Genomic DNA, 23,111 nt, shown 5'->3' on the forward strand with positions numbered 1-23,111 from the left:
CCCATTGAGTCGATTTACGTTTGAATCCATTCGTCTCCCCGACACAGCGGAAGACTTGAGACAAGACGTCCGGCGGTTTCTCGCCGATGAACAAGCGAAGGGCGGCTTTGTGCCTGTGGTGGATTCCTGGTTGAGCGGATTTAATCCCGACTTCAGTGAGAAGCTCGGCCGGATGGGATGGATTGGCATGGTCTGGCCGGAGAAGTACGGTGGTCATGCGCGGTCGACACTGGAACGGTATGTCGTCATGGAAGAACTCCTGGCTGCTGGGGCCCCGGTGGGAGCACACTGGGTTGCGGACCGGCAGATGGGCCCGATGATTCTGCGCCACGGCACGGAAGCGCAAAAGGAGCGCTTCTTGCCAGACATGGCGAAAGGTGTGTCGTATTGGGCCATCGGGATGAGCGAACCGAACGCCGGATCGGATTTGTCCGCCGCACAGGCAAAGCTCACGCCCGACGGTGCTGGCTGGCGGCTCAGCGGACAGAAATTATGGTCCAGTGGAGCGCATCGGTGTCAGTACATGATCGCGTTGTGCCGAAGCGGGCCCGCCGGTGATGATCGGCACGGCGGTTTGACGAACGTGATCATCGATCTTCGCGATCCGGCGGTCACCATCCGCCCTATCTATTTGATCAGCGGGGAGCACCATTTCAACGAGGTCATCTTCAACGACGTGTACATTTCAGAGGACATGGTCATCGGTGAACCGGGTGACGGCTGGCACCAGGTGACGGAGGAACTTGCACACGAGCGCAGTGGTCCGGAGCGGTTCCTCAGCACCATGCCGCTGTTCGAGGCGCTCGTCCAAGTGACCCAGCACAGCGAGGACAGATATCTGCAGCGCGAGCTCGCTGCACTCGCCAGCGAACTGGCGGCCTTGCGCCAACTTTCGCTGTCCATTGCCGGGATTCTCGAGCAGGGCGGGAACCCGGTGGTCGAAGCCGCACTCGTGAAAGATGCGGGCACCCGGTTTGAACGAAAGGTGACCGAGGTGGCGGAGCGCGTGCTGCAGCTTGGGACCAATGGCGAGGGTGGAGTCGGTGTAAGCGACGAGATCGCGGCGAATTCGGGCATCGCGGCTGCCGAGACGCTGCTCGCCCAAGCGATTCTGCATGGGCCAGGATTCACCATTCGCGGCGGCACCAACGAAATCTTGCGCGGCATTGTGGCGAGGGGGCTGGGTCTACGATGAGTACGACTGTGCGGCAAATGATTGTGGAGACGGCACATCGGGTATTCCGCGATGCGTGCGACATGGAGACGGTTGCGCAGGCAGCCAAGGGAACGTGGCCCAAAACACTGTGGCAAGCGCTGGCAGGCAACGGATTTACCACGCTCGACGACGATGGCCTCACTTGGGAGGATGCATTGGCCCTGCTTCAGGTGGCGGGGTATTACGCGGTCCCGGTTCCGTTGGCGGAGTCGATTCTGGCAAGTCGACTTCTCACCGCTGCCGGTTTGTCCATCCCGGAAGGTGTGTTGACCGTTGGGGTGACGCCTGCGTCCAAGCCGCAAGTGGAACATACGGCATCGGGCACTCGCCTTTCCGGGAGATGGACGCAAGTTGCGTGGGCACGTCAGGCCGATCACGTCGTGTTCCTCGCATTCGACGGCGATCAACCCGTGATCACCTGTGTGGATCAATCGTCCATTCAAGTGACGTCCGGCACCAACTTAGCTGGCGAGCCGCGGGACACCGTGGTGCTGGAAGGAGCGCTGACGGGGGATGTGGGGGGACTGCCATCCCCTTGGTCCCAGGACTCCGTTCGGTCCTTTGCAGCGCTCACCCGCGTGATGCTCTCTGCCGGCGCCCTTGAGCGTATCCTCGACATGACCCTGCAATACGCGGGCGAGCGCAAGCAGTTTGGCCGTCCGATCGGCAAGTTTCAGGCAGTGCAGGCGCAAATTGCCGAGATGGCCATAGAGGTCGCCGCCGTTCGGGCGATTGCGAACTTGGCACTCGCCGCAACGGAGGCGTCAAATGACACTGCCTCAAGCACCGAGGGCGCGGCGCTCGGCCGGGCGGAGTGGACCATTGCGCTGGGCAAAGTCCGCCTCGCCCAGGCCATCCATGTGTCGACCACCCATGCACATCAAGTGCATGGCGCGATGGGGTTTACAGAGGAGTATCCCATGCATCATCTGACCCGCCGCCTCTGGGCCTGGCGCCAAGAGTTTGGGAACGACACGGCGTGGGCACCGTCGGTCGTGACGGAACTGCGCGAGCATGGGGTGTGGCGAGCGGTGACGGGCGTGTAAGCGAGCGAACGACACTGTACCGCCCAACACTTTTCAGGGCCAGCACGCGCCTACTCGCTCATGCCGTACCGCCGGAGCTTGTAGTACAACGCGCCTCGGGAGATGCCGAGGAGTCTTGCGGCCTTCGCCTTGTTGCCGCCCGTCTGTGCCATGGCGTGCTGAATGCGTTCCCGCTCGAATTCCTCCGCCAGTGAGCCCAGGGACATGGCGGCATCCGTCACGTCTTTCACGGTCATTGGGCGCATGGCGGGTGGGATGTCCGAGAAGTCGAGCGGCGCTTCTCCGCCGGTGATGACCAGCCGTTCCATCGTTCTCTGGACTTCCGTGAGGTTGCCGGGCCAGGTGTATGCAGCCAGTGCAGCCGTGACTTCCGGCCTGAGCGTCGGCAACGGCTTACCGAGGCGGTTGCTCGCTTGGCGCAGATAAAAGCGGCAGATCCCGGCGATGTCCTCCCGGCGCTCCCTCAGCGGCGGGAGGGTCATCGGATGGAACATGTACAGCAGCTCTGGTGTGAGTGGGACGGGTGAGGGTGCATCGCGATGGTCCTCGGACATCGATGCAGCGTTCTCCACGGGGGCGGTGTCGATGGACGCGATGATGCGGCAGCGCAGGGGTGTAAATTCACCGTCCGATTTTGTGATGCCGCCTTCCTGAAGCGCTTGGGCCAGCTTGGCTTGCGTGGGGACAGCCATCTTGTCGATGTGCCGCAGAAACACGGTGCCTTCCGCTGCGAGTTCGAGTTTGCCCACTTTCTGGGTCGACGCGTGTGCGAAGTAGTGTGCGTCCTGACCGAAGAGTTCCACGTCCAGCAGGCCTTCCGTCAGGGCTCGGCAGTCGATGGACACGAACGGACCGCTGCGGCTTTTCGCATGGATGAACCGAGCCAGGATGGACTTGCCCACACCGCTCTCTCCAATCAGCAAGACGGCCGCGCTTGGGTCGGCGGCCTCGAGCTGCTCGAGGAATGTCAGCGCTTCTTTCAGATCACGGTTGCTCGTATCGAGGATGGGCTGCCACTGTTCGTTCCCACCCATGTCTTGCTGGTGAAACCGTTCTTCGTTGAGTCGGACGACGTCGGTGATGTCCTGTTCAATCGAAATGGCGCCGATGAGTTCTCCGCTGTCATCTGTGACCGGCACGGTGTTGATGTATACGTGCTTGTCGGGGCGCGGCTGGTGGTACACGCCGTACACCGGCAGGCCGCTGTCCATCACCTGCAGCAGCATCAGCGACGCGCGCTGAAAGAATTGCGCAATCGGCTGGCCGACGATGTCTTCGCGCGGAATCTCGTACAGCCGCTCCGCTGCGCGGTTCCAACTGAGCACGGTGCCGGAGCGGTCGACCACCGTCACCGCCTCTGGCATGGCGTCCAGCAGGCTCTCGTAAAACGCATGGATTTGGCCCTCGCGTTCATTCCACATCGAACACACCATCCAAGCAAAAGTTGAAATCCACGGTTGATCTCCACTTACTATAGGGGATTGACGCACAATTTCCTAGTTGCGCGAATCACACGGTGGACGTTAGAATACAGACATGATTTATTTTAAACGTTTTTGACGAATGTGTTTAATTTTAAACACATGGTGTGGGTCAACGACTGAGCGAGGGGGATGTACGATGACGGTGAAACCTTATCAAAACGAGCCGGTAATCGATTGGACGACGCCGGAACGGTCTGCAGAGCTGAAGAAAGCGATTGCGCAGGTGCGGTCGCAGTTTGGGAAGACATACCCGCTTTTCATTGACGGGCAGGCGGTCACGACAGAACGCGTGCTGCCATCCCTCAACCCGTCGAAGCATGCGGAAGTCGTCGGCCATGTCAGTCAGGCGACGCGGGACCACATTGACCGCGCCATTGCGGCGGCAAGCCGGGCGTTCGAGACCTGGTCGCAGACGTCGTTTCAGGAGCGGGCCATGTACCTGTTCAAGGCTGCGCAAATCATGCGCGATCGCAAGGCAGAACTGATGGCGTGGCAGATTCTCGAGTCCGGGAAGAACTGGGCGGAAGCGGACGGCGACGTCAACGAAGCGATTGACTTTCTCGAGTTTTACGCGAGAAGCGCCATTGAGCTCGACAAAGGTCAGGAGCTCATTCCGTGGCCCGGCGAAGACAATCGGATGATGTACATCCCGCTTGGGGTTGGCGTCGTGATCCCACCATGGAACTTCCCGCTTGCGATTTTGACGGGCACGGTCGTCTCTGCCTTGGTCACGGGGAACACGGTGCTGCTGAAGCCGTCTCCGCTGTCGTCCGTGATGGCGGCAAAGTTTGTTGAGATCATGCAGGAGTTGCATCTGCCAGCTGGCGTGCTGAATTTTGTCCCGGGCGATCCGGCGGAGATTGGCGACTACATGACCGGCCACCCGGATGTACGGTTCATTTCGTTCACCGGTTCCAAACAAGTCGGCTTGCACATTGACGAGGTGGCGCACCGACGCAGCGAAAAGCAGCGGTGGATTAAGCGTGTCGTCGCGGAGATGGGCGGCAAGGACGGGTCGGTTGTCGACGAAACCGCCGATTTGGACTGGGCCGCGGCGGAGATTGTCGCTGCAGCATTCGGGTTCCAAGGGCAGAAGTGCTCGGCCGGGTCGCGCGCCATCATTCATGAAGCGGTGTACGACGAACTGGTCGCGAAGATCGTCGAGCGGGCGTCGCAATTGACGGTTGGCCCGGCGGAGGAGAACCCGAACGTCGGCCCCGTCATCGACGCGAAGGCGTTCCAGAAGATAACGCAGTACATCGAGATCGGCAAAGGGGAAGGCCGCTTGGTGCTGGGCGGAGAAGCGGATGACTCGACCGGTTACTTCGTGAAGCCCACGATTTTCGTGGACGTCGACCCGAAGGCGCGCATCATGCAGGAGGAAATCTTTGGCCCGGTGCTCGGAATTTGCAAAGTCTCCAGCTTCGAAGAGGGGGTCCGCGTCTTCAACGACACGGAGTACGGTTTGACGGGTGCCGTCTTCAGCCGAAAGCGGGAGCGGCTTGAGTACGCGCGCCGCCACATGCACTGCGGCAACCTGTACTTCAACCGCCGGTGTACCGGATCGCTCGTTGGCGTACAGCCCTTCGGCGGGTTCGATATGTCAGGCACCGACGCGAAAGCCGGATCGAAGGACTACCTGTTGAACTTCGTGCAGCCAAAGACGGTCACCGAGCGGTTCTAATGGCCCTGGGGTGTTCGTGGCACTAGGGTTCTCATGGCACTGCCGTTCTCATTTCATGCCATCCCTCGCCTCTGGTTGTGTTGAGTCGGCCGGGGCGAGGGTCGGGTAAGGGAGAGTTCATCATGGAAGCTGCGATGCGCTCATTCTTTTTGCATCTCGCTCAGAATCGCACACTGTCCAACCTGGCGAAGCGGTACGGTCTTCGCTACGGCGCGCAGCGCTTCGTCGCTGGAGAGACGATTGACAGCGCCATCGAAACGGTTCGGAAGATGAACCAAAGCGGCATGGCTGTGACGCTCGACCACCTTGGCGAATTCGTCGAAGACGAGCGCGATGCGCGCGCCTCGGCCGATTTTTGCCTGCGTACGTTGGAGGCGATTCACAACAGCGGCGTCAATGCGTCGCTGAGCGTGAAGATGACCCAGCTTGGCCTCGACATCCGAGAGGACTTGTGCAAGGCTCACATGGTCGAGATTTTGGACTACGCTGCACGGCATGACATCTGGGTCAACATCGACATGGAGGACTTCAGTCACTGCCAAATCACCCTCGACCTGTTCCGCGAATTCGCCGCGTCGTACGACAAGGTGCAGACAGTCATCCAGGCCTATCTGTACCGCAGCGAGAAGGACGTGGAAGAGCTTGCGCAGATGGGGGCAAATATCCGCATCGTGAAGGGTGCCTACAAGGAACCTCCCACGGTGGCCTATCCGGAGAAGTCCGATGTGGACGCCAATTACAAGCGGCTGCTGGACATCCATTTGCCGAGTCCCGGGCTGACTTCCATCGCGACGCACGACGAACAGATGATCGATCACGCCAAGCAGGTCATCCAGCAACACGGCCTGTCGGAAGGCCAGTATGAGTTCCAGATGCTCTACGGAATCCGCACCGACCTCCAGGAAAAACTGGTGCGCGAAGGCTACCCGGTTCGCATCTACGTCCCGTACGGTGACGATTGGTACGGCTACTTTATGCGGCGCCTCGCGGAACGCCCAGCCAACGTCGGGTTCGTTTTGCGGGGGATTTTGCACTGAGACGCCATCTTGGCGTCGGTGGGACAGCCCTCGGGGGCAGTCCCCGCCCCCAGGGAGGGGGCAGGCATTGCGCCTGATCGGCTTCTGAAGTTCTGTCTCATCCTGCGGTTTTTGACGGAGATACCTCAAGCGCGTTGCCGTACAGGTCCGCACGGGCCTCCGCAATGCCCGGATGGAACTGAATCAGGGCTGCGGCGCGGACATCCTTGACGTGCTGCATCGCTTGTTGCACACGGGACTCTCCAGCTGTGCCGAACGCACATGTGTCGTTGGCGATGGACGTGCCTGCGAGGGTCCCTTGTGCCATGGCGACCAGCGCCGAGTGCGATTGTCACAAGCCAGCTAGACCCGCTTCTGACGCTCGGCGCTTTGATTGGCAGGAAGCTGTACCAGCGCACGGTTGTGATGGTCTCGGTGCCGCATGACACCTTTTCTCAGTTAAGGCATGTCGACGGAGCGGAAGTGCTGGAGAGCGGCGCAATTATCCGTTGGAGCAAGAATCAGTAAACGAGGCAGCGAAGGCCCCTCAGGGGAGGGGCATGACAGACTCGCTCACAGTCCTTCACGATTCAGGGTTGTGAGCTTTTTGTATTGTCATATTCATCGCACCGGTACCCTTTCTACCTCTAACTGGGGGCGGCAGTAGGCAGGGGCTTTACAATCTTCGAAACGTGAAGTAGGATGATTCATATTGAATACGATTTCAGCAAACGTATTCAGTTTTGGGGTGTGGATGGATGGTCACGATGAAGGATATTGCAATCGCAGCGGGGACTTCCTACTCAACCGTGTCGCGCGTATTGAACGGCGTCGTCATTCGTGACAGTGCGCTTGCCGAACGAATTCGTGCGATTGCCCATGAGATGAACTATCAACCCAATGAAGCAGGACGCAGTTTGCGTATGGGGGCGGATGAGGAGTACGGTCCCGCTTTTGAGACGCGGTCCAGACAGGACTTGCCGATCAAGCGCGCCATTGCAACGTCGGCGGCTGGGCTGGTCGAACCATCTGACGTGATTGCGTTGGACTCTGGGTCCACAGTTGCGCAGCTGGTGTACTATTTACCATCAAATGTGCTCGTTTATACGAATTCCTTGGCTGTGCTTCAACCTGCAGCCAGACGCGGGATTCATGTACACCTGGCACCCGGACTCTACGTTCCAGCGATGGCAGCGGTATTTGGCGAAGAGACTGATGAATACTTTCGCCGGCATCCGTCGAACGTGTATTTCCTGTCTTCAGCGCGCGTGGACATCCGAACCGGGTTGTTTAACCTGAACCCATCCACGTACAGCGTAAAACGAGCAGCCTTGGCGAACGCTGGTAAAAAGGTTTTGCTGGTTCATCACGACAAGTTTTGTGATGCAAGTCTGCAAAGCTTTGCGCCGCTGGCCGACATTGATGTCATCGTTACAGATTATGTACCCCAACCATTCCGCGATGTCGTCTTGGCCTCTGGTGTTCATGTGATAGAAACAGGGCAACCCGAGAAACCTTGACGGAATTGGCCTGAAAGAAGGGATTATCATGGGGAGCGCGCAGCCAATCTACATTCTTGCAGACGACTTGACGGGTGCTGCGGATGCTGCCAACTACTTTCGAACGGACCGCCGCCGAGTTCGAGTCAGTTTTTCACCCGTTTCACCGTGGACGTTGTCATTCGGGCCGGACGTTGTCCAGGTGTTTGACTCAGAAAGCCGTGTCTTGACAAGTGATGAGGCCGCACATCGAGTTGGCGGTGCGGCGAAACTGCTCGCAGCTTCCGTACAGCAGCCTTTTTTCTTGTTCAAAAAGGTAGACTCGACACTCCGCGGTCATATCGGGTGTGAGATTGAGGCGTTGCTCGCAGCGACTGGTCGTACGCACGCTGTGCTGGCGCCCACCCTTCCTGCCCATGGACGAACGGTGGAGAACGGCAGGTTATTTGTTCACGGCGTGCCTGTCACTCAGACGGCGTTCGCACAAGACCCACACAACCCGGTGATGCACGACCGTGTGAGCCAGCGGGTTCAGGAGACGACCTCGCTGCCGGTTGTGGAAATCGGTCGGGACGTCGTCGCCGAGGGAAGCGAAGAGATCGCGCGTGCCATCAAGGAAGTATCGCATCCACATGCCATCATCGTCGTAGACGCGCGAACCGAACATGACTTGGCACAGATTGCGCACGGAATCGCGGCTCAACGCAGGGTCATCCCTTGTGGTTCCGCAGGTCTGGCCAAACCATTGGCGCAAATCTGGGGATGTTCGGAGGAAACCTCTGCGACAGAGGCAGACCATGTGCCAACTGCACAGGACGCACTGCAATCGGGCCGTGTATGCCGACGAGTCATCATCGCTGTTGGGAGTGCCAACCCAGTGGCTCATCAACAACTGACGTACGCAGCTTCTGTGCTGCGTGCCCCGATTGTCGAACTGGACCCAGTACGTTTGGCACATCCGGCCACGCGGGTGACAGAAATCGCAAAAGCGAAGGAAGCGTTCGTCCGATTCGAGGACCAGCCGGTTGTCGGTGTTGTTCTGGGCGGGGAGCGGGCCCGCCGTCATCCAGCCCTGCCTGGTACGTTTGAGGAGGATTTGGCACAGGTCGTGATGGAGGGTGTCAGGCGCTCTTCCGGACGTGCAGCATCCTCTCTCGGCTTCGTCGCAACCGGCGGCGATACTGCACTGGCGCTGTGTCAGGCGATGTCTGCCCACGCGATTTGGCCGCTGGGCGAAGTGATGCCTGGCGTGCCGTGGAGCACCATTGAAACTGAGCGAGGTCACATTCCGCTCGTGACCAAGGCAGGGGGATTTGGCGAGGAAGACGCGCTGCGAAATGCGGCGGAATTCCTGTTGGGTAAGCACGCAGCAATGGATGCACCCTTGGGGTGAGTCCTTGTGTACACTTCATTCAATTAGCACAACAGGAGATGGATGGTATGGAAAATGAAGAAAAAATAAAGCCGATTGTCGCAATGACGATGGGAGACCCTGCTGGAATCGGTCCGGAAATCTGCGTATTGACAGCTCTGAGCACACAGGTCACCGACCGGGTCACAACATGCATTATTGGAGACCGCAGTCGACTGCATGCAGCGATGGACATCCTGCACCAGGCAGGCAAGCTGCCAATGGTACCCCAACTGCGCTCGATTCAGGAGCCGCGTGAGGCGGGCACTGTGTCCGGCGTCATCGACGTGATCGACCTGCACAACGTTCCGAGCGACTTGCCTTGGGGTGAGCTCTCCGCCACAGCGGGTCGGTGCGCTTACGATTACCTGGAACGAGCCGTGAAGCTGGCGGTTGACCAGAAGATTGACGCCATTTGTACGGCGCCGCTGAATAAAGAAGCGTGGAAACTAGCCGGCATTAAGTACCCGGGGCATACCGAAGCACTCGCTGCGTTGTCCGGTTCTCCTCATTCTGCGATGATGCTCGTCAACGCAGGCCTTCGCGTGGTTCATGTCACGACCCATGTCAGTTTGAAGCAGGCGGTTGACATGGCGACGAAAGACAGGGTTCTTGAACGAATCCGACTGACGGGCGAATCGTTGGCGCGGTTCGGTGTACCCAACCCACGGATTGCGGTGGCCGGTCTCAACCCTCATGCGGGGGAAAGCGGCTTGTTTGGCGATGAAGAGATCAAACAAATCATCCCGGCGGTTGAGGCTGCTGTCGCGGAGGGGTTCAATGTCACGGGGCCACTGCCTCCAGACTCCGTGTACGCACGTGCAGCTTCGGGGGAGTTTGATGTGGTGATTGCGATGTACCACGACCAAGGCCACATTGCCATTAAAATGCTCGGTTTCGATACCGGCATCAACGTGACCCTGGGTCTGCCAATTTTAAGAACATCGGTCGATCACGGCACTGCCTTCGACATTGCTGGCAAAGGCATTGCACGTGAACAGAGTATGATCGCGGCGATGCTGGTCGCGGCCGATTTTCTAAACGGGGGCACACGGTAACAGGGGCGTTGCCTGGGGTGGCTGGTCAGGCCATCCCAGCAGAATTTGTTTTCCAAAGCTTGAGCGCACCGGTGCAGGCGCCGAAAACGTTCGAGGTGCTTAGCACGCGCGCGATGTTACCAAGAAAAGAGGGTTCAAATTGGGTATCAAGAGAGCGATTGACAAAATTCCGGGCGGCATGATGATTATTCCCTTATTGATTGGCGCAATCATCCGCACCATCTGGCCGCATCTGGCGGACAACACGGTGTTCAAGAGTTCGTTTACGGGCGGGCTGATGACGAGCGCCAGCGCACTGCTGGCTGCCTTCTATATTTGCCTCGGGTCCACGATTGAGTTCAAAGCCGCGGGCTATATTCTGAAAAAGGGTATTTCTCTTTGGTTGGGTAAAATCATTGTCGCGGCGGTCATCGGCGTGCTGATTAAAACGCTTGCACCCGACCAGAATCACATGGTGCTTGGCTTGTCGGCGCTCGCCATTATTGCAGCGTTCTCGGATACCAACGGCGGGCTTTACATGGCGTTGATGGGACAGTTCGGAAGGCGTGCGGAGGATGTAGCCGCTTACTCCATCATGTCGCTTGAATCCGGCCCGTTCTTTACGATGTTGATTCTGGGGGTGGCGGGACTCGCCTCATTCCCGTTGATGTCCTTTATTTATGCCATTTTGCCGCTTGTTCTAGGGATGATTCTTGGGAACCTGGATAAGGACATGCGAAAATTCTTGAGCCAAGGACAAGCCGTTTTGATTCCGATGTTCGCATTGGCACTCGGTTTCGGCATCAATCTATCAAACGTTGTATCGGCGGGTGCTTCGGGGTTGGTCCTCGGCCTTGCGGTCGTCGTAGTGACGGGGATTGTTTTGATTCTCCTTGACAAACTCACCGGCGGCTCTGGTTTGGCGGGCCTTGCAGGTGCTTCTACCGCAGGGAATGCGGCGGCAGTTCCGGTTGCTGTCGCTGCTGTGTACGCTGGGTATAAAGGTATTGCCGCGACGGCTACCGTCCAGGTGGCTGCAGCTGTCATCGTGACGTCGATTCTCGTTCCGATTCTGACGGCGTGGTACTCGCGTCGTGTAGAGAAGAGACGGGGCGAAGTGGGGACTTCAGCGAAAACCGCCTAAGCAGACACGGCGCGGGAAGGGCTGTCAGGTCACAGAGGATCAGTCAAAAAGATGTATCTCCGAGCTTCGGGACCATCGGCAACATTTATCCAGAGATTATGGATGCGTTTCTGGCGATTGTGGCGTCGTTCGTGGCGTCGATGAAAGCCACGAGCTAAGGGCGTACGCGATACAGTGACATCGAGATGCGCGGAACGGTTTTGCTGCTGCGGACGCTTGGTGGTACATTGGATAGGACCTTACCAGGTTACGCATGATGCGGTATCCAAAGGGGTGAGGCAAGTGAAGATATCCGTGACGGAGACCGCGCTGCAGTGGTTTCAAAGCGAGTGGGGCTTTACGAGCGGTGACCATGTACGGGTATTCGTGCGATACGGGGGAGACGGCGGATTTTCGCTGGGCGTCGGCAAGGCCAAGCCCGACAACGTGGCGGTGTCGGAAACGGTCGCCGGGATTTACTTTTTTGTGACAGCCGATGATGCTTGGTATTTGAATGACAAGAGCTTGCGGATTGACTACGACGAAGCAGCGGACGATATCGTCTACCAGATTTGTTAGGAAACGATTACCGCTGGATTCTACGAACGTTCAAATGACCTGATGGGCGGCGCATCTGCGTCGTCCGAAAAGTATTTGTTGCAATTGATAGAATTGAGTATTATACTCTGCCTAACATAATAATCTGCAGTTAGACTCAATTCCGGTAGGTCGGAATCCCCCGATTTACACAGCGGAATTGAAGCGCCGAACTGTTCCTGAGTGCTGCGGGAAACCGATAGCACAGGGTTCGTTCGGCGCTTTTTATTTTCAATTTTCCGAGGAAGGTGATATGGTGGCGCACACCAAGCGCATTGCGCAAGTGGTCGAGCGAATCCAAGAAACAGAACTGTCGCACGTGCTTGTATCCTCGATCCCCAATCTTTTGTACTTGACGGGCCAGCGCCTCGATACCGGCGAGCGGATGACTGCATTGCTCTTGTCTCCTTATGAGACACCCACCCTTTACATCCATGAGATGTTTGCCGACCGGGTCAATGACCGGGACATGGAAGGGATCCGCGTTGTCTTTTGGAGCGATGGCATGTCGGCTCCTTTGGTGCTTGGAAAAGCATTGCCAGAGAACAGCACTGTTGGTGTCGACGCGAATTGGCCCAGTACCTTTTTGTTGGAACTGATGGCTGTTCGGCCGCATGCAAAATTTGTAGCGTCGCGCATTGTGGAAAGATTGCGCGAGGTGAAAGATGCTGACGAAATCCAGGTCTTGCGCCAGGCCTCCCGAATTGCGGATGCAGTCGTTCACGAGATGATGCAATTGCAGGCATTACCAACGTCTGAACGGCAGATGGCCGAAAATGCACGAGGTTTGTTTATGGAGCATAACGTTTGGGCGCTGGCCTTCGAGCCAATCATTTGCTTTGGTCCGAATTCGGCAAATCCGCATCATTCGCCAACAGGGCAATGGCTGCACGCTGAGCAAGCCATCACGATTGATATTGGCGGCGTGTTTCATAACTACTGCTCTGACATCACTCGTACCGCCTTTTATGGTAAGGGGAATCCGCGATTTTCAGATGTATACAGCGTAGTGCTTGAGGCTCACCTCCAGGCACTCGACCTCATCAAGCCGGGCATGCGGTTTTCCGAGCTCGACTTGTTCATACGAAACCAATTTGCGAGGAGGGGGTTAGACCAGTACTTCATCCATAGAACCGGACATGGGTTAGGGCTGGAAGCGCATGAAGGACCCTTTGTTCATCAGTATAACCAGGATCCGATGGAGGAGGGGATGGTCATCACCGTTGAACCCGGTATCTACTTGCCCGGTGAATTCGGTGTAAGAATCGAAGACGTGGTCGTCGTAACATCGACTGGCTGCGAAGTGCTGACCCAGAGTTCCAGGGATGTCAAGTATCTCGATGCAATCAACGCCTAAATCAAGAAACGCGATAGAATTGGGGGGTAAAACACATGAAAAGGAAACGCATCACCATCACGCTGGCATCTATGGCCATTGGTTTAAGTGCCGTATTGGCAGGGTGCAGCAATCAGGCGCCAGGTAGCAGCAACGCCGGCGGCAATTCGTCGGGGAGCGGCGCTGCGGCCGCCGGTGTCATTAAAGTGGGACTCGATGTAGATGCTGAGAATCTCGATCCACGCCTCTCTACCAACACCACAGACCAACGTGTTGAAGACCTGGTATACGAAGGATTAGTACGGCTGGATAGTAAATTGAACCCTGAACCGGATCTGGCGACGAGTTGGAGCAATCCCAATCCAACCACGTGGATCTTCCACCTTCGGCAAGGCGTAAAATTTCAAGACGGTACACCTTTGACGGCCGAGGATGTGAAGTATACGTATGAATCCGAAATCAACCCAAGCACAAAGGCGCCGTACGCGAGTTTGTACCAGCCAATCAAGACGATCAAAATTCTAAACAACAGCACCATCGAATTTGACCTGTCCGAGCCTTATGCACCGCTCTTGAGCTACATGACACTCGGCATTGTTCCGGAGCACATTGCGACGAAGTCGGGCGATCCACTGCAAACGCATCCTGTCGGTACAGGACCGTACAAGTTTGTCAGTTGGACGAAGAACAGCAAAATTGTTCTGCAGGCAAATTCGAACTATTGGGCTGGTGCTCCAAAGACAAACGAGATTGACTACGACATCATCCCTGATAATTCAACCCGCGCCGCGGCTTTGGAATCCGGTGGCGTTGACCTGGTACAGTCTCCTCTGTCACCACAAGATGTCACCCGCATTGAGAAGGAAAGCCAGTATGTGGTCGATCAAACCACTGGATTAGGTTTTGACTACTTGAATTTCAATTTCAAGAATCAGTTTTTGAAAGACCCAAAGGTGCGCGAAGCAATCGCCTCATTGATAGACAAGCAGTCCATTACGAGTTCCATCTATCAAGGGCTGGATACACCTGGCGTATCCGTGCTGCTGCCAAATTCATGGGCGTATACCAGCAGCACGCCTCAGTACAACTATGACCCGGCAAAAGCCAAGCAGTTGCTCGAAAGCGATGGATGGACGTTGGGGAGCGATGGTGTCTTTGAAAAGAATGGTCAGAAACTGACCATTACCCTCTCGACACATTCTGAAGATCCGAACCGTGTTCAAACCGTTCAATACCTGCAAAATGTGCTGCAACAAAACGGGATTCAAACAAAGGTGTCGATTGCGCCCTGGGCGACGTTTCAATCGAACCTGATCGCTGGGAAGTACGACATCGCACTGCTTGGATGGTTAAATCTGGTTGATCCGGATCGAGCGATGTATACACAGTTCTACACGGGAGGAACGAACAACTGGGGCAGCTACAGCAATCCGCAGGTCGACAAACTGCTCAGCGAGGGACGCGCCGTACAGCAGCAGACCCAGCGTGCGGCCATTTATCAGCAGGCGGCCGCTCTAATCAACAAGGACGTTGCGTACGACGTGATCGGTTATCAGAAATATGTCGTCATGTATACGAAAAATTTGACCGGGTTCCAGTACAACCCCAGTGGCAGTTTGTACGGTTTATGGAAAGCAGAACTCAAATAACCTGGGTGGAGGGTACGTTTTCCCTCCACTCGCACAAGGAAGGAATGCCGAAGTGGGAACGTACATCGTAAAGCGTTTGTTGCTGTTCATTCCGACCGTGCTGGGTATCACGGTGATTACATTCCTTCTTTTGCACCTGATACCTGGGGACCCAGGCATGGTCATATTGGGGCAAAACGCGAGTCCTGCAGCGGTAAAGCATCTGGATGCATTGCTTGGTTTAAACAAGCCGCTCTACGTACAGTTGTGGATCTATATTCAAAACCTGTTGCATGGAAACCTTGGCAACTCGATCTATCAAAATGAGCCAGTCATCAGTCTGATTCGTCAGGACCTTCCGGCGACCATAGAGCTCGCGGTTGTGGCCATGATCATCGCTTTGATCATTGCAGTACCCCTGGGCATCTTATCGGCCGTGAAGCAGTTTTCCTGGCTGGACTACTGCAGTATGGCACTGGCTCAAGTCGGTGTATCCATGCCGGTGTTTTGGCTCGGCATGCTCTTGATTCTTGCGTTTTCCGTTCATCTTGGCTGGCTCCCTTCCTTCGGAGATGGCCCACCCTTGCTGCAAGCGATTGGAACTGCGATTTCCACGGGCGACGTGTATGACCTTCTGAGCAGTTTGTCGCACATCCTGATGCCTGCGTTTTCACTGGGTGTCATGGGGGCAGCGCTGATCACCCGGATGATTCGCTCGGCCATGCTCGAAGTACTCAAAGAGGATTACATCAGAACAGCGGAAGCCAAAGGGGTTCGCGGGTTCGTGGTGGTGGTCAAGCATGCGCTTCGAAACGCGTTGCTTCCTATTATAACGGTGGTGGGGCTGCAGTTCGGCACACTGCTGGGGGGCGCGATTGCAACGGAGACGGTCTTCGCTTGGCCGGGCGTTGGTCAATTGACGGTGACGGCGATCAGCCAACGAGACTATCCGGTGGTTCAGGGGTGTGTACTCATCATTGCGTTGCTATTCTCCGCAGTCAACTTGTTGGTTGACATCTTATACGCAGTGATCAATCCCAAGATTCGGCAAGGGGGTGCCTGAGTTGACGACCGCACCTTTATCTGAGTCGGTCTTGCCAGGGGATGCTCCGAACCCAGATGCCATTGTCAAGCGTCCATGGCGCAGGCCGAGCTGGCTTCGTAAAGCGATGAGCAACAAATCCGTGGTGATTGGCGGGACGCTGACACTGATTGTTGTACTTGCGGCCCTCTTGGCGCCTGTCCTGTCACCGGACAACCCGAATGTGATGGATATGCCCAATCGACTGCTGGGACCGATGCAGCACGGACACCTACTAGGAACCGATGAGTTTGGGCGAGACGTGCTGACACGGCTGCTCTATGGTGCGCAGGCATCACTCACCGTGGGGTTTATCTCTGTTGGGTTAGCGCTGCTCATTGGGGTGCCAATCGGCCTGATTGCGGGGTACTACGGGGGATGGCTCGACATGGTCATCATGCGCATTGTCGACATCGTGTTGTCGTTTCCGTTTTTCCTGCTTGCGATTGGGTTGGTCGCTGTGCTTGGCCCTGGCGAACTCAACGTCATTATCGCCCTTGGCCTGGTGTTCTGGACGAGTTATGCACGGGTTGTGCGCGCCAGTACCATGGCGCTGCGTGAAGAGGAGTACGTTCAAGCCGCGCGCACGGTCGGTTCAAGCGACCTTCGCATTCTCTTTGCGAATATCTTACCCAACTGTCTGGCACCGATCGTTGTGCTCGCCACGCTCGGCATTGGGCAGGCCATTGTTGCGGAAGCGACGATGAGCTTCTTAGGGTTAGGCGTTCAGCCTCCCACACCAAGTTGGGGCTGGATGCTTGCGTACGGCATGAAGTTTATTCAATCAGCGCCACATTTATCGCTGTTTCCTGGCATCGCCATTATGATCACGGTGCTCGGCTTTAACTTGCTCGGAGACGGAATCCGCGACCTATCTGACACCAAACTTTCCTAAGGAGGCGTTACGATGTCAACGCATGCACGCCAGTTTGAACAAGTCGTTGTGACTCACCTGTCCAATGGAGCCCCGCTTTGTTTTCCGCTTCACACCATTCAGGGAGCGAAACCTGGACCGGTGCTTGGAGTTTCTGCGGCGGTTCACGGCGATGAAATCATCGGCACGGAAATCATCCGCAGACTCTACACCCAGCTGGACGAGAACGAACTCTCCGGAACGCTGAAATTGGTACCTGTTGCAAATCCGCTTGCCTTCGAAAGCCTGACACGCAATACACCGGTTGATATGAACAACTTGAACAGGCTCTTTCCTGGGGATGCGGACGGGTGGGTGTCCGAGCAACTCGCGGATGCGCTGGTTCGTCACTTTCTCACAAAAATCGATGTATACGTGGACCTGCATTCAGGCGGGGCAGTGCCAATTGTCGATTACGTTTACATTCAGAATGATGAGTCACTTTCGCGAGCGTTCAACAGCCCGGTGCTGTACCGACCCGCACATCCGTACGAAGGCACGACGGCGACGGTGGTTGCGGAACGCGGCATCCCCAGCGTCACCGTCGAAATTGGCGGTGGACCCAACTATGAGAAGCACATTGAGCGGGGAGTTCAGGGGTTGTTGAACATGATGCGGCACCTGGAGATGCTGCCTGGCGCGGTAGTGCCAGCTCCCGAGCAAACTGTGGTAACAGAAATCGCGTCCATTCGGCCGCATCAGGGCGGGCTGCTGGTGCCACACTTCGGGTTTGATGCAGTCGGCTGTGTGCTGGAAGGCCAACAACCCCTTGCGACTATTTATAACCCACAAACTTTTGAGGAACTAGAGGTCATCCGTGCCCCGTTTGCACATAATCTTGTCATTCTCATGAGAGGTGAGGTTGGCAAGGTGAGCCCCGGTGATTATGGATTTATGATTGGGAACCTGGATACAGCGGAGGCGAAGTGAACATGGATTTCGGCTGGCGCTATCGTGATCTCGACTTTGAATTATCTGAGCAGTTTACTTCAATTGTGCTGGGGATGGATGCGTTATATCGCTCCACCCCTGGCACGGATGGCGAGGCGTCCCTGGAGCGCGAGGGGCTCGTCCCGATCAATCTAACCAGTGTCTCGTCACGCGTGTACTCGGACTGGGACGCTGTGGTGTCGGATTTAACAGACATTGCAGCAACCTTGTATCGATTGGATGACGAGGTTCGTCGCAACTACCTCTATCAACAGGTGGGTTCAGTGCGAGCGCTGGCACGGTGGGCGTCCGGGGCATCTGTGCGTTTTCGGGACATGGTCCGTCATTTCATGTATATCAACGAAAATCCGATGTCCGACCGTGCGTTGACCAGGCTGCATGCACAACTGGACGTACAGCTGGCGGCTTGTGGCCTGTCGGGGACCTTGGTGGAGAAGGTGACGGCTTGGGAGACGGCCCGCGTAGTGCCGACCCACCAGCTTGGGTCCGTTCTGCGTGATTTGCTGCAACAGGCGAAGCAGCGAGTTGTGGACCATATGTTTCCTGAAGTCGCCGATTTGGAAATGGAACCCGTCATCGTGCACAACGTCCCATACTCTGCCTACTGTGACTATGTCGGACGAAAGATGTGGATCAATGGAGACTTGAGCTACACCTTTGAAGCGCTCAAGCACTTGGTCGCCCACGAGGCATTCCCAGGGCACGCAACGCACATGCGTATTCGTGAACAAGCACTTCATGCCGGACAAGCGCCGGCTGATGCAGGACTGGTCATTACCAACACGGCCAGCAGTCCCACATTTGAGGGCATTGGAGACAATGGGATGACCTTTATCGACTGGGTCGAAGGACCCGATGACAGGGCCTATGAAACCTATCAACTGCTCAAGTCGATCTGTGGGTCAAAAGCGGCTCACATGATTCATGAGGAAGGCACTTCAGACCAACGCGTGGTCGAGTTTTTGAAGATCAAGGCATTTGCGGACGATGTGTATGCAGCGTCCCGTCTGCGCTTTTTCAAACATCGCCTGCGTGCCCCCTTCATCTATGCGTACTGGCGGGGGTACGAAGCTGTTTTTGAAACGTTTCGCCGTGTACCGCAAGGCGAGCGGCAACGGTTTTACGACTTCTTGTATCGCGGCATGCTGTCGGCAGACACCGTGCGCCAATTTGTCTAAGGTAGGTGACAGCAATGTCTACACGCACATCCCAAGAACTGTTTGCACGGGCTCGCGCCAGTATCCCTGCCGGGGTACATTCGAATTCAAGGTTCCGTCATCCACACCCGATATACTATCGCAAAGGACAAGGCCCCTATTTGTCTGATGTGGATGGAAACCAGGTGCTGGACGTCATGATGGGGAATGGTTCTATTTTGTTCGGCTACGCGGATGAGGAATTTGACGAACGATTTACCCACTATTTGACGAGCGCCATTCCAACGGGTGTGGAGACAGAGCTGAGTGTTCAGGCGGCGGAGAAGTTTCTTTCCCTTGTACCAACGGCGGAGCAGGTCCGCTTTACGAATACGGGCACAGAGGCCATCCTTCATGCGCTGATGATTGCCAGGACATACACAGGCAAGGAAGATGTCGCCGTGATCGAAGGTGCGTACAACGGGTGGAGTGATGCAGTGTACGTGAGTACATGGCCGGACTTGACGAAGGCCGGGCCCATTGAACGGCCCGCATCCCTCCCAGGTTCAGCGGGACTGCAGAAGGCGGTGGTCGACAGCACGCTCGTTCTGCCGTTCAATGACCTTGAAGCGGCGGAGAAATTACTGACGGCGCATCACGAGCGCCTTGCCGCGCTTGTTCTCGAACCGGTGATGATTGATGTTGGTTTTATTCCGGCGCGCAAGTTGTACTTGGAAGGACTGCGAACGCTGTGTGACAAGCTGAACATTGTTCTGGTGTTTGATGAACTGCTGACAGGATTTCGTTTGTCAGAAGGAGGGGCGCAGGTACATTACGGCGTGGTTCCGGATTTGTCTATCTTCGGAAAAGCCATTGCAAATGGATACGTTCTCGCGGCGGTCGCAGGCAAGCGCGATGTGCTGGCCATGACGGTGCCGGGTGAAGGCCCTTGCTCCTATGTAGGAACCTTTAATGGCCACCAGGTCTCGTTGGCAGCCTCCTTGGCTTGTCTTGAACTCTACGAGGAGCGAAAGGTTTTTCAGACGCTGAGTGCTCGCACTCGAACGTTGGTGGAAGAGAGCCGCCGATTGTCTGAAAAATATGGTGTTCCTTTCCGGATTGAAGGAGAAGGTGGACACTTCCACTGGTACTTCACCGATCATCGTCCTGTGGATTACCGGGATGCGGCTGCATCTGACAAAGTTCGGTACGCGGTGATGCACGAGGTGCTGGAACAGCGTCAAGTGTTGAGTGCCGCAAACTATTTAGGGCACCATGCGATTTCAATGGCACATGATGACGCGATTCTCAGCGATTTGCTTGCGCACTTTGAAGCTGGACTTGCGACCATTCAAAGCACACACCCGGAGGGGTGAACAGGATGAACAGTACAGTCGTGCTGGAGGTTTCCAACCTGACGACGAAGGTACAACGTAAGGGGTCTTCGATCACGTTGGTAGACGATGTTTCCTTTCGTGTCCACCGCGGCGAGGTTCTCGGCGTTGTCGGTGAATCTGGTTGCGGCAAGAGTGTAACTGCATTGTCGGTTATGGGCCTCATCAAGCCACCGGTCGCTGTCACTTCCGGCGCAGTTCTGCTCAATGGGCAAAACTTAGTCGGATTGCCCAAAGCCGAACTTCGGCGCATGCGCGGCAGCACCTTGTCGATGATATTCCAGGAGCCAATGACTTCACTCAATCCTGTTTTTTCGGTTGGGAATCAATTGAGTGAAGTCCTCAGGATTCACAAACACTTGAGCAAAAGAGCCGCGTTTGCACGGTCGGTAGAACTGTTGAAGCTCGTCGGCATTCCTCGTCCCGAAGAAGTGGCGAAAAGTTACCCACACCAACTGTCGGGTGGGATGCGGCAGCGCGTGATGATTGCCATGGCAATGGCTTGTGAGCCGGGGCTGTTGATTGCGGACGAACCGACAACGGCACTGGATGTAACGATTCAAGCACAGATTCTGCAAATTATGAAGAATTTGCAGCAGACGATGGGGTTAACGATGATGCTTATCACGCATGACTTTGGCGTAGTTTCGCAAATGTGTGACAAGGTCATCGTGATGTACGCTGGAAAAATCGTTGAGTCGGGTGACACACAGGCCGTTCTCCATCATCCAGCACATCCATATACCAAGGGTCTGCTGAATTCCTTGCCTGAACGGAACAAAGGTGCGAATCGCTTGAAATATATCCCAGGCAGTGTACCTCCCCCCGCAGAATGGGGATTGGGGTGCAGGTTCGCGGACCGTTGCGAATTCGTTGAAGAACGATGCCGCGTCGAGATGCCCCCTCTGTTTTCCGCCGGGCAAGGTGAACAGCGCAGTCGCTGTTGGCTTTCTGAGAAGGGGGGTGGCCGGCATGCGTAAGTTGGATACGGCGATGAATGAACGGCAGCCGCTCTTGAAGGTGCGTCATTTGAAAAAGCATTTTGATTTAGAAAAGCGTTGGTTCCGCCCTGCCAGGACACTGAAAGCCGTTGACGGCGTCAACTTCGATGTTTTCCCTGGAGAAACATTGAGCATTGTGGGAGAGAGCGGATGTGGCAAGTCCACCACGGCGAAGCTCGTCATCCGGTTGCTTCACCCGACCTCAGGTACCATTGAATTGTCCGGCCGCGACCTCGCCAAAATGAATCAGCGGGAGCTTCGGTTGGCACGAAAAGACATCCAAATGGTCTTTCAGGACCCGTATGCTTCGTTGAATCCTCGTTGGACGGTCGAACGCATTCTGCGGGAGCCAATGAACGCGTTTCAACGCTATGCGCCGGCAGAGCGCCGCGAGCGCGTATTACACTTGTTACAACAGGTGGGGCTAAATCCAAGCCATGCGGCGAAGTATCCCCATGAATTCAGCGGCGGACAAAGGCAGCGCATCGGCATCGCGCGTGCATTGGTTCTCAACCCGAAGTTGGTGATTGCGGACGAACCGGTGTCTGCACTTGACATTTCGATTCAGGCCCAGGTGATTAACCTGATGCAGGATTTACAAGAACAGCTTGGGCTGACGTACCTGTTCATTTCGCATGATTTGTCCGTGGTTGAGCATATTTCAACGCGGGTCATCGTCATGTATCTTGGAAAGATTGTGGAGTTCGCGCCCGTTGAAGACCTGTTTCAGCGTCCGTTGCATCCGTACACGCAAGCATTGCTCGCTGCGGCCCCGAGTCTCGAGGGAAAACAGCGCATGCCGATGGTGCTCAGTGGAGACGTGCCAAATCCAGTGAATCCCCCATCAGGGTGTCCGTTTCATACCCGGTGTCCGGTAGCGATGCCTCGATGCAAAGAAGCGGTGCCAGAACTCAAAACGTTACAACCAGGTCACCAGGTGGCGTGTTTGCAGTTTGAATAGTGGTTCGCAGGACATGGCGATTTTGCGAGATGAGCAGAATTGCCATGTCTGCCCATGTCTTCGCGCAGTCGCGAGTTGTTGACAGAATGGCTCGGAAAAACGTCACGCTTGTGGCATGTCAAGTTTTTTCGTCCGCTGCGAAGCGTTCGATTGGTGTGTCGACATCGACTTGTAAATTTCGAATTGGTTGTATGCATCTCGTATCGCTGCGATGACGGCCTTTTTGCCGAGGCCGAAATAGCGCCTTTCGAACTCCCGTACGGGTTCTTCAATTCCTAGGTTTAAATCGCAGCCAACGAGCAAGGTGGCGAAGAAATCGGTACACATGTTTGTGACAAATGTACACGAAGCGTTCACGATGCGGTCGGTACTCGGGTCAATCTCGAACCCAACACCCATGACGCCAAACATGGTCTTGGCGGCCATTCCTTCAGGGAGTTTGGAATACCCAGTGCAGACGACGGTTTTCATCTTGTTCATCGTGATATCCTCCTAGATTTGAACAATGACGAACAACGGAAAAAGTTGAAATATTCAACAACTTACCTTGAGATCGAGCCCGCAATTGGCTGTACTTCGTTGTGGGAGAGCAAGATG

General features: G+C 56.0%; 22 protein-coding genes. 19 read left to right on the plus strand and 3 right to left on the minus strand.

From position 1 onward, the window contains the following. Positions 1-4 precede the first annotated feature (4 nt). The gene (locus JI721_RS10450; RefSeq protein ID WP_274454819.1) at positions 5-1,195 is read left to right on the plus strand and encodes an acyl-CoA dehydrogenase family protein; all 1,191 of its coding nucleotides are present in this window, start codon (positions 5-7) and stop codon (positions 1,193-1,195) included. After that, positions 1,192-2,262, plus strand: a complete 1,071-nt coding sequence (locus JI721_RS10455) for an acyl-CoA dehydrogenase family protein (protein WP_274454820.1) — start codon at positions 1,192-1,194, stop codon at positions 2,260-2,262. Before JI721_RS10450 ends, JI721_RS10455 begins: the two co-directional genes overlap by 4 nt. Positions 2,263-2,312: 50 nt before the next feature. On the opposite strand, the gene JI721_RS10460 is transcribed toward JI721_RS10455, so the two are convergent. Beyond that, positions 2,313-3,683, minus strand: a complete 1,371-nt coding sequence (locus JI721_RS10460) for a sigma 54-interacting transcriptional regulator (RefSeq protein WP_274454821.1) — start codon at positions 3,681-3,683, stop codon at positions 2,313-2,315. A 199-nt stretch (positions 3,684-3,882) separates the two neighbouring features. Here JI721_RS10460 and pruA point away from each other — a divergent pair, with 199 nt between their 5' ends. Next, positions 3,883-5,430 (plus strand): L-glutamate gamma-semialdehyde dehydrogenase, encoded by a 1,548-nt coding sequence (gene pruA, locus JI721_RS10465; protein ID WP_274454822.1) that lies wholly within the window; start codon positions 3,883-3,885, stop codon positions 5,428-5,430. Positions 5,431-5,552: 122 nt separating this feature from the next. Further along, the gene (locus JI721_RS10470; RefSeq protein WP_274454823.1) at positions 5,553-6,467 is read left to right on the plus strand and encodes a proline dehydrogenase; all 915 of its coding nucleotides are present in this window, start codon (positions 5,553-5,555) and stop codon (positions 6,465-6,467) included. Between the two features lie 97 nt (positions 6,468-6,564). On the opposite strand, the gene JI721_RS10475 is transcribed toward JI721_RS10470, so the two are convergent. Further along, the gene (locus tag JI721_RS10475; protein ID WP_274454825.1) at positions 6,565-6,699 is read right to left on the minus strand and encodes a hypothetical protein; all 135 of its coding nucleotides are present in this window, start codon (positions 6,697-6,699) and stop codon (positions 6,565-6,567) included. Between the two features lie 68 nt (positions 6,700-6,767). Here JI721_RS10475 and JI721_RS10480 point away from each other — a divergent pair, with 68 nt between their 5' ends. The 15 genes from JI721_RS10480 to JI721_RS10550 all read left to right on the plus strand — a co-directional run bounded on the left by JI721_RS10480 (position 6,768) and on the right by JI721_RS10550 (position 22,514). After that, positions 6,768-6,974 carry a hypothetical protein gene (locus JI721_RS10480; protein WP_274454826.1) on the plus strand — a complete coding sequence of 69 codons (207 nt, stop codon included), beginning with the start codon at positions 6,768-6,770 and terminating at the stop codon, positions 6,972-6,974. A gap of 239 nt (positions 6,975-7,213) precedes the next feature. Next, a complete protein-coding gene (locus JI721_RS10485; protein WP_274454827.1) occupies positions 7,214-7,966 on the plus strand; it encodes a LacI family DNA-binding transcriptional regulator in 753 nt (250 codons plus the stop codon). A gap of 28 nt (positions 7,967-7,994) precedes the next feature. Then, a complete protein-coding gene (locus tag JI721_RS10490; protein ID WP_274454828.1) occupies positions 7,995-9,338 on the plus strand; it encodes a four-carbon acid sugar kinase family protein in 1,344 nt (447 codons plus the stop codon). Between the two features lie 47 nt (positions 9,339-9,385). Next, positions 9,386-10,414 (plus strand): 4-hydroxythreonine-4-phosphate dehydrogenase PdxA, encoded by a 1,029-nt coding sequence (pdxA, locus tag JI721_RS10495; RefSeq protein WP_274454829.1) that lies wholly within the window; start codon positions 9,386-9,388, stop codon positions 10,412-10,414. Positions 10,415-10,553: 139 nt separating this feature from the next. Then, positions 10,554-11,537 (plus strand): 2-keto-3-deoxygluconate permease, encoded by a 984-nt coding sequence (locus JI721_RS10500; RefSeq protein ID WP_274454830.1) that lies wholly within the window; start codon positions 10,554-10,556, stop codon positions 11,535-11,537. A gap of 282 nt (positions 11,538-11,819) precedes the next feature. After that, positions 11,820-12,095: a HesB/YadR/YfhF family protein gene (locus JI721_RS10505; RefSeq protein WP_274454831.1), complete on the plus strand. Its 276-nt coding sequence runs from the start codon at positions 11,820-11,822 to the stop codon at positions 12,093-12,095. Between the two features lie 178 nt (positions 12,096-12,273). Next, on the plus strand, positions 12,274-13,470 hold the full coding sequence (locus JI721_RS10510) for a M24 family metallopeptidase (protein ID WP_274454832.1): 1,197 nt from the start codon (positions 12,274-12,276) through the stop codon (positions 13,468-13,470). Positions 13,471-13,505: 35 nt separating this feature from the next. Next, positions 13,506-15,098 carry an ABC transporter substrate-binding protein gene (locus JI721_RS10515; protein WP_274454833.1) on the plus strand — a complete coding sequence of 531 codons (1,593 nt, stop codon included), beginning with the start codon at positions 13,506-13,508 and terminating at the stop codon, positions 15,096-15,098. Positions 15,099-15,150: 52 nt separating this feature from the next. Then, entirely contained in the window at positions 15,151-16,140 is a 990-nt protein-coding gene (locus JI721_RS10520; protein ID WP_274454834.1) for an ABC transporter permease, read from the plus strand. A 1-nt stretch (position 16,141) separates the two neighbouring features. After that, entirely contained in the window at positions 16,142-17,053 is a 912-nt protein-coding gene (gene nikC / locus JI721_RS10525; protein ID WP_274454835.1) for a nickel transporter permease, read from the plus strand. A 12-nt stretch (positions 17,054-17,065) separates the two neighbouring features. Next, complete coding sequence (locus JI721_RS10530) at positions 17,066-18,001, plus strand: succinylglutamate desuccinylase/aspartoacylase family protein (protein ID WP_274454836.1); 936 nt, start codon at positions 17,066-17,068, stop codon at positions 17,999-18,001. 2 nt (positions 18,002-18,003) lie between these two features. Next, on the plus strand, positions 18,004-19,200 hold the full coding sequence (locus tag JI721_RS10535) for a hypothetical protein (RefSeq protein ID WP_274454837.1): 1,197 nt from the start codon (positions 18,004-18,006) through the stop codon (positions 19,198-19,200). A 149-nt stretch (positions 19,201-19,349) separates the two neighbouring features. Next, the gene (locus JI721_RS10540; protein ID WP_274457802.1) at positions 19,350-20,534 is read left to right on the plus strand and encodes an aspartate aminotransferase family protein; all 1,185 of its coding nucleotides are present in this window, start codon (positions 19,350-19,352) and stop codon (positions 20,532-20,534) included. Positions 20,535-20,539: 5 nt separating this feature from the next. Continuing rightward, a complete protein-coding gene (locus JI721_RS10545; RefSeq protein WP_274454838.1) occupies positions 20,540-21,532 on the plus strand; it encodes an ABC transporter ATP-binding protein in 993 nt (330 codons plus the stop codon). After that, positions 21,525-22,514 carry an ABC transporter ATP-binding protein gene (locus JI721_RS10550; RefSeq protein ID WP_274454839.1) on the plus strand — a complete coding sequence of 330 codons (990 nt, stop codon included), beginning with the start codon at positions 21,525-21,527 and terminating at the stop codon, positions 22,512-22,514. Before JI721_RS10545 ends, JI721_RS10550 begins: the two co-directional genes overlap by 8 nt. A gap of 102 nt (positions 22,515-22,616) precedes the next feature. Here the strand turns inward: JI721_RS10550 and JI721_RS10555 are convergent, their stop codons facing one another. Beyond that, entirely contained in the window at positions 22,617-22,994 is a 378-nt protein-coding gene (locus JI721_RS10555) for a DUF3870 domain-containing protein (protein WP_274454840.1), read from the minus strand. Positions 22,995-23,111: the final 117 nt, after the last annotated feature.

Source organism: Alicyclobacillus cycloheptanicus (assembly GCF_028751525.1).
GTDB lineage: Bacteria > Bacillota > Bacilli > Alicyclobacillales > Alicyclobacillaceae > Alicyclobacillus_L > Alicyclobacillus_L cycloheptanicus.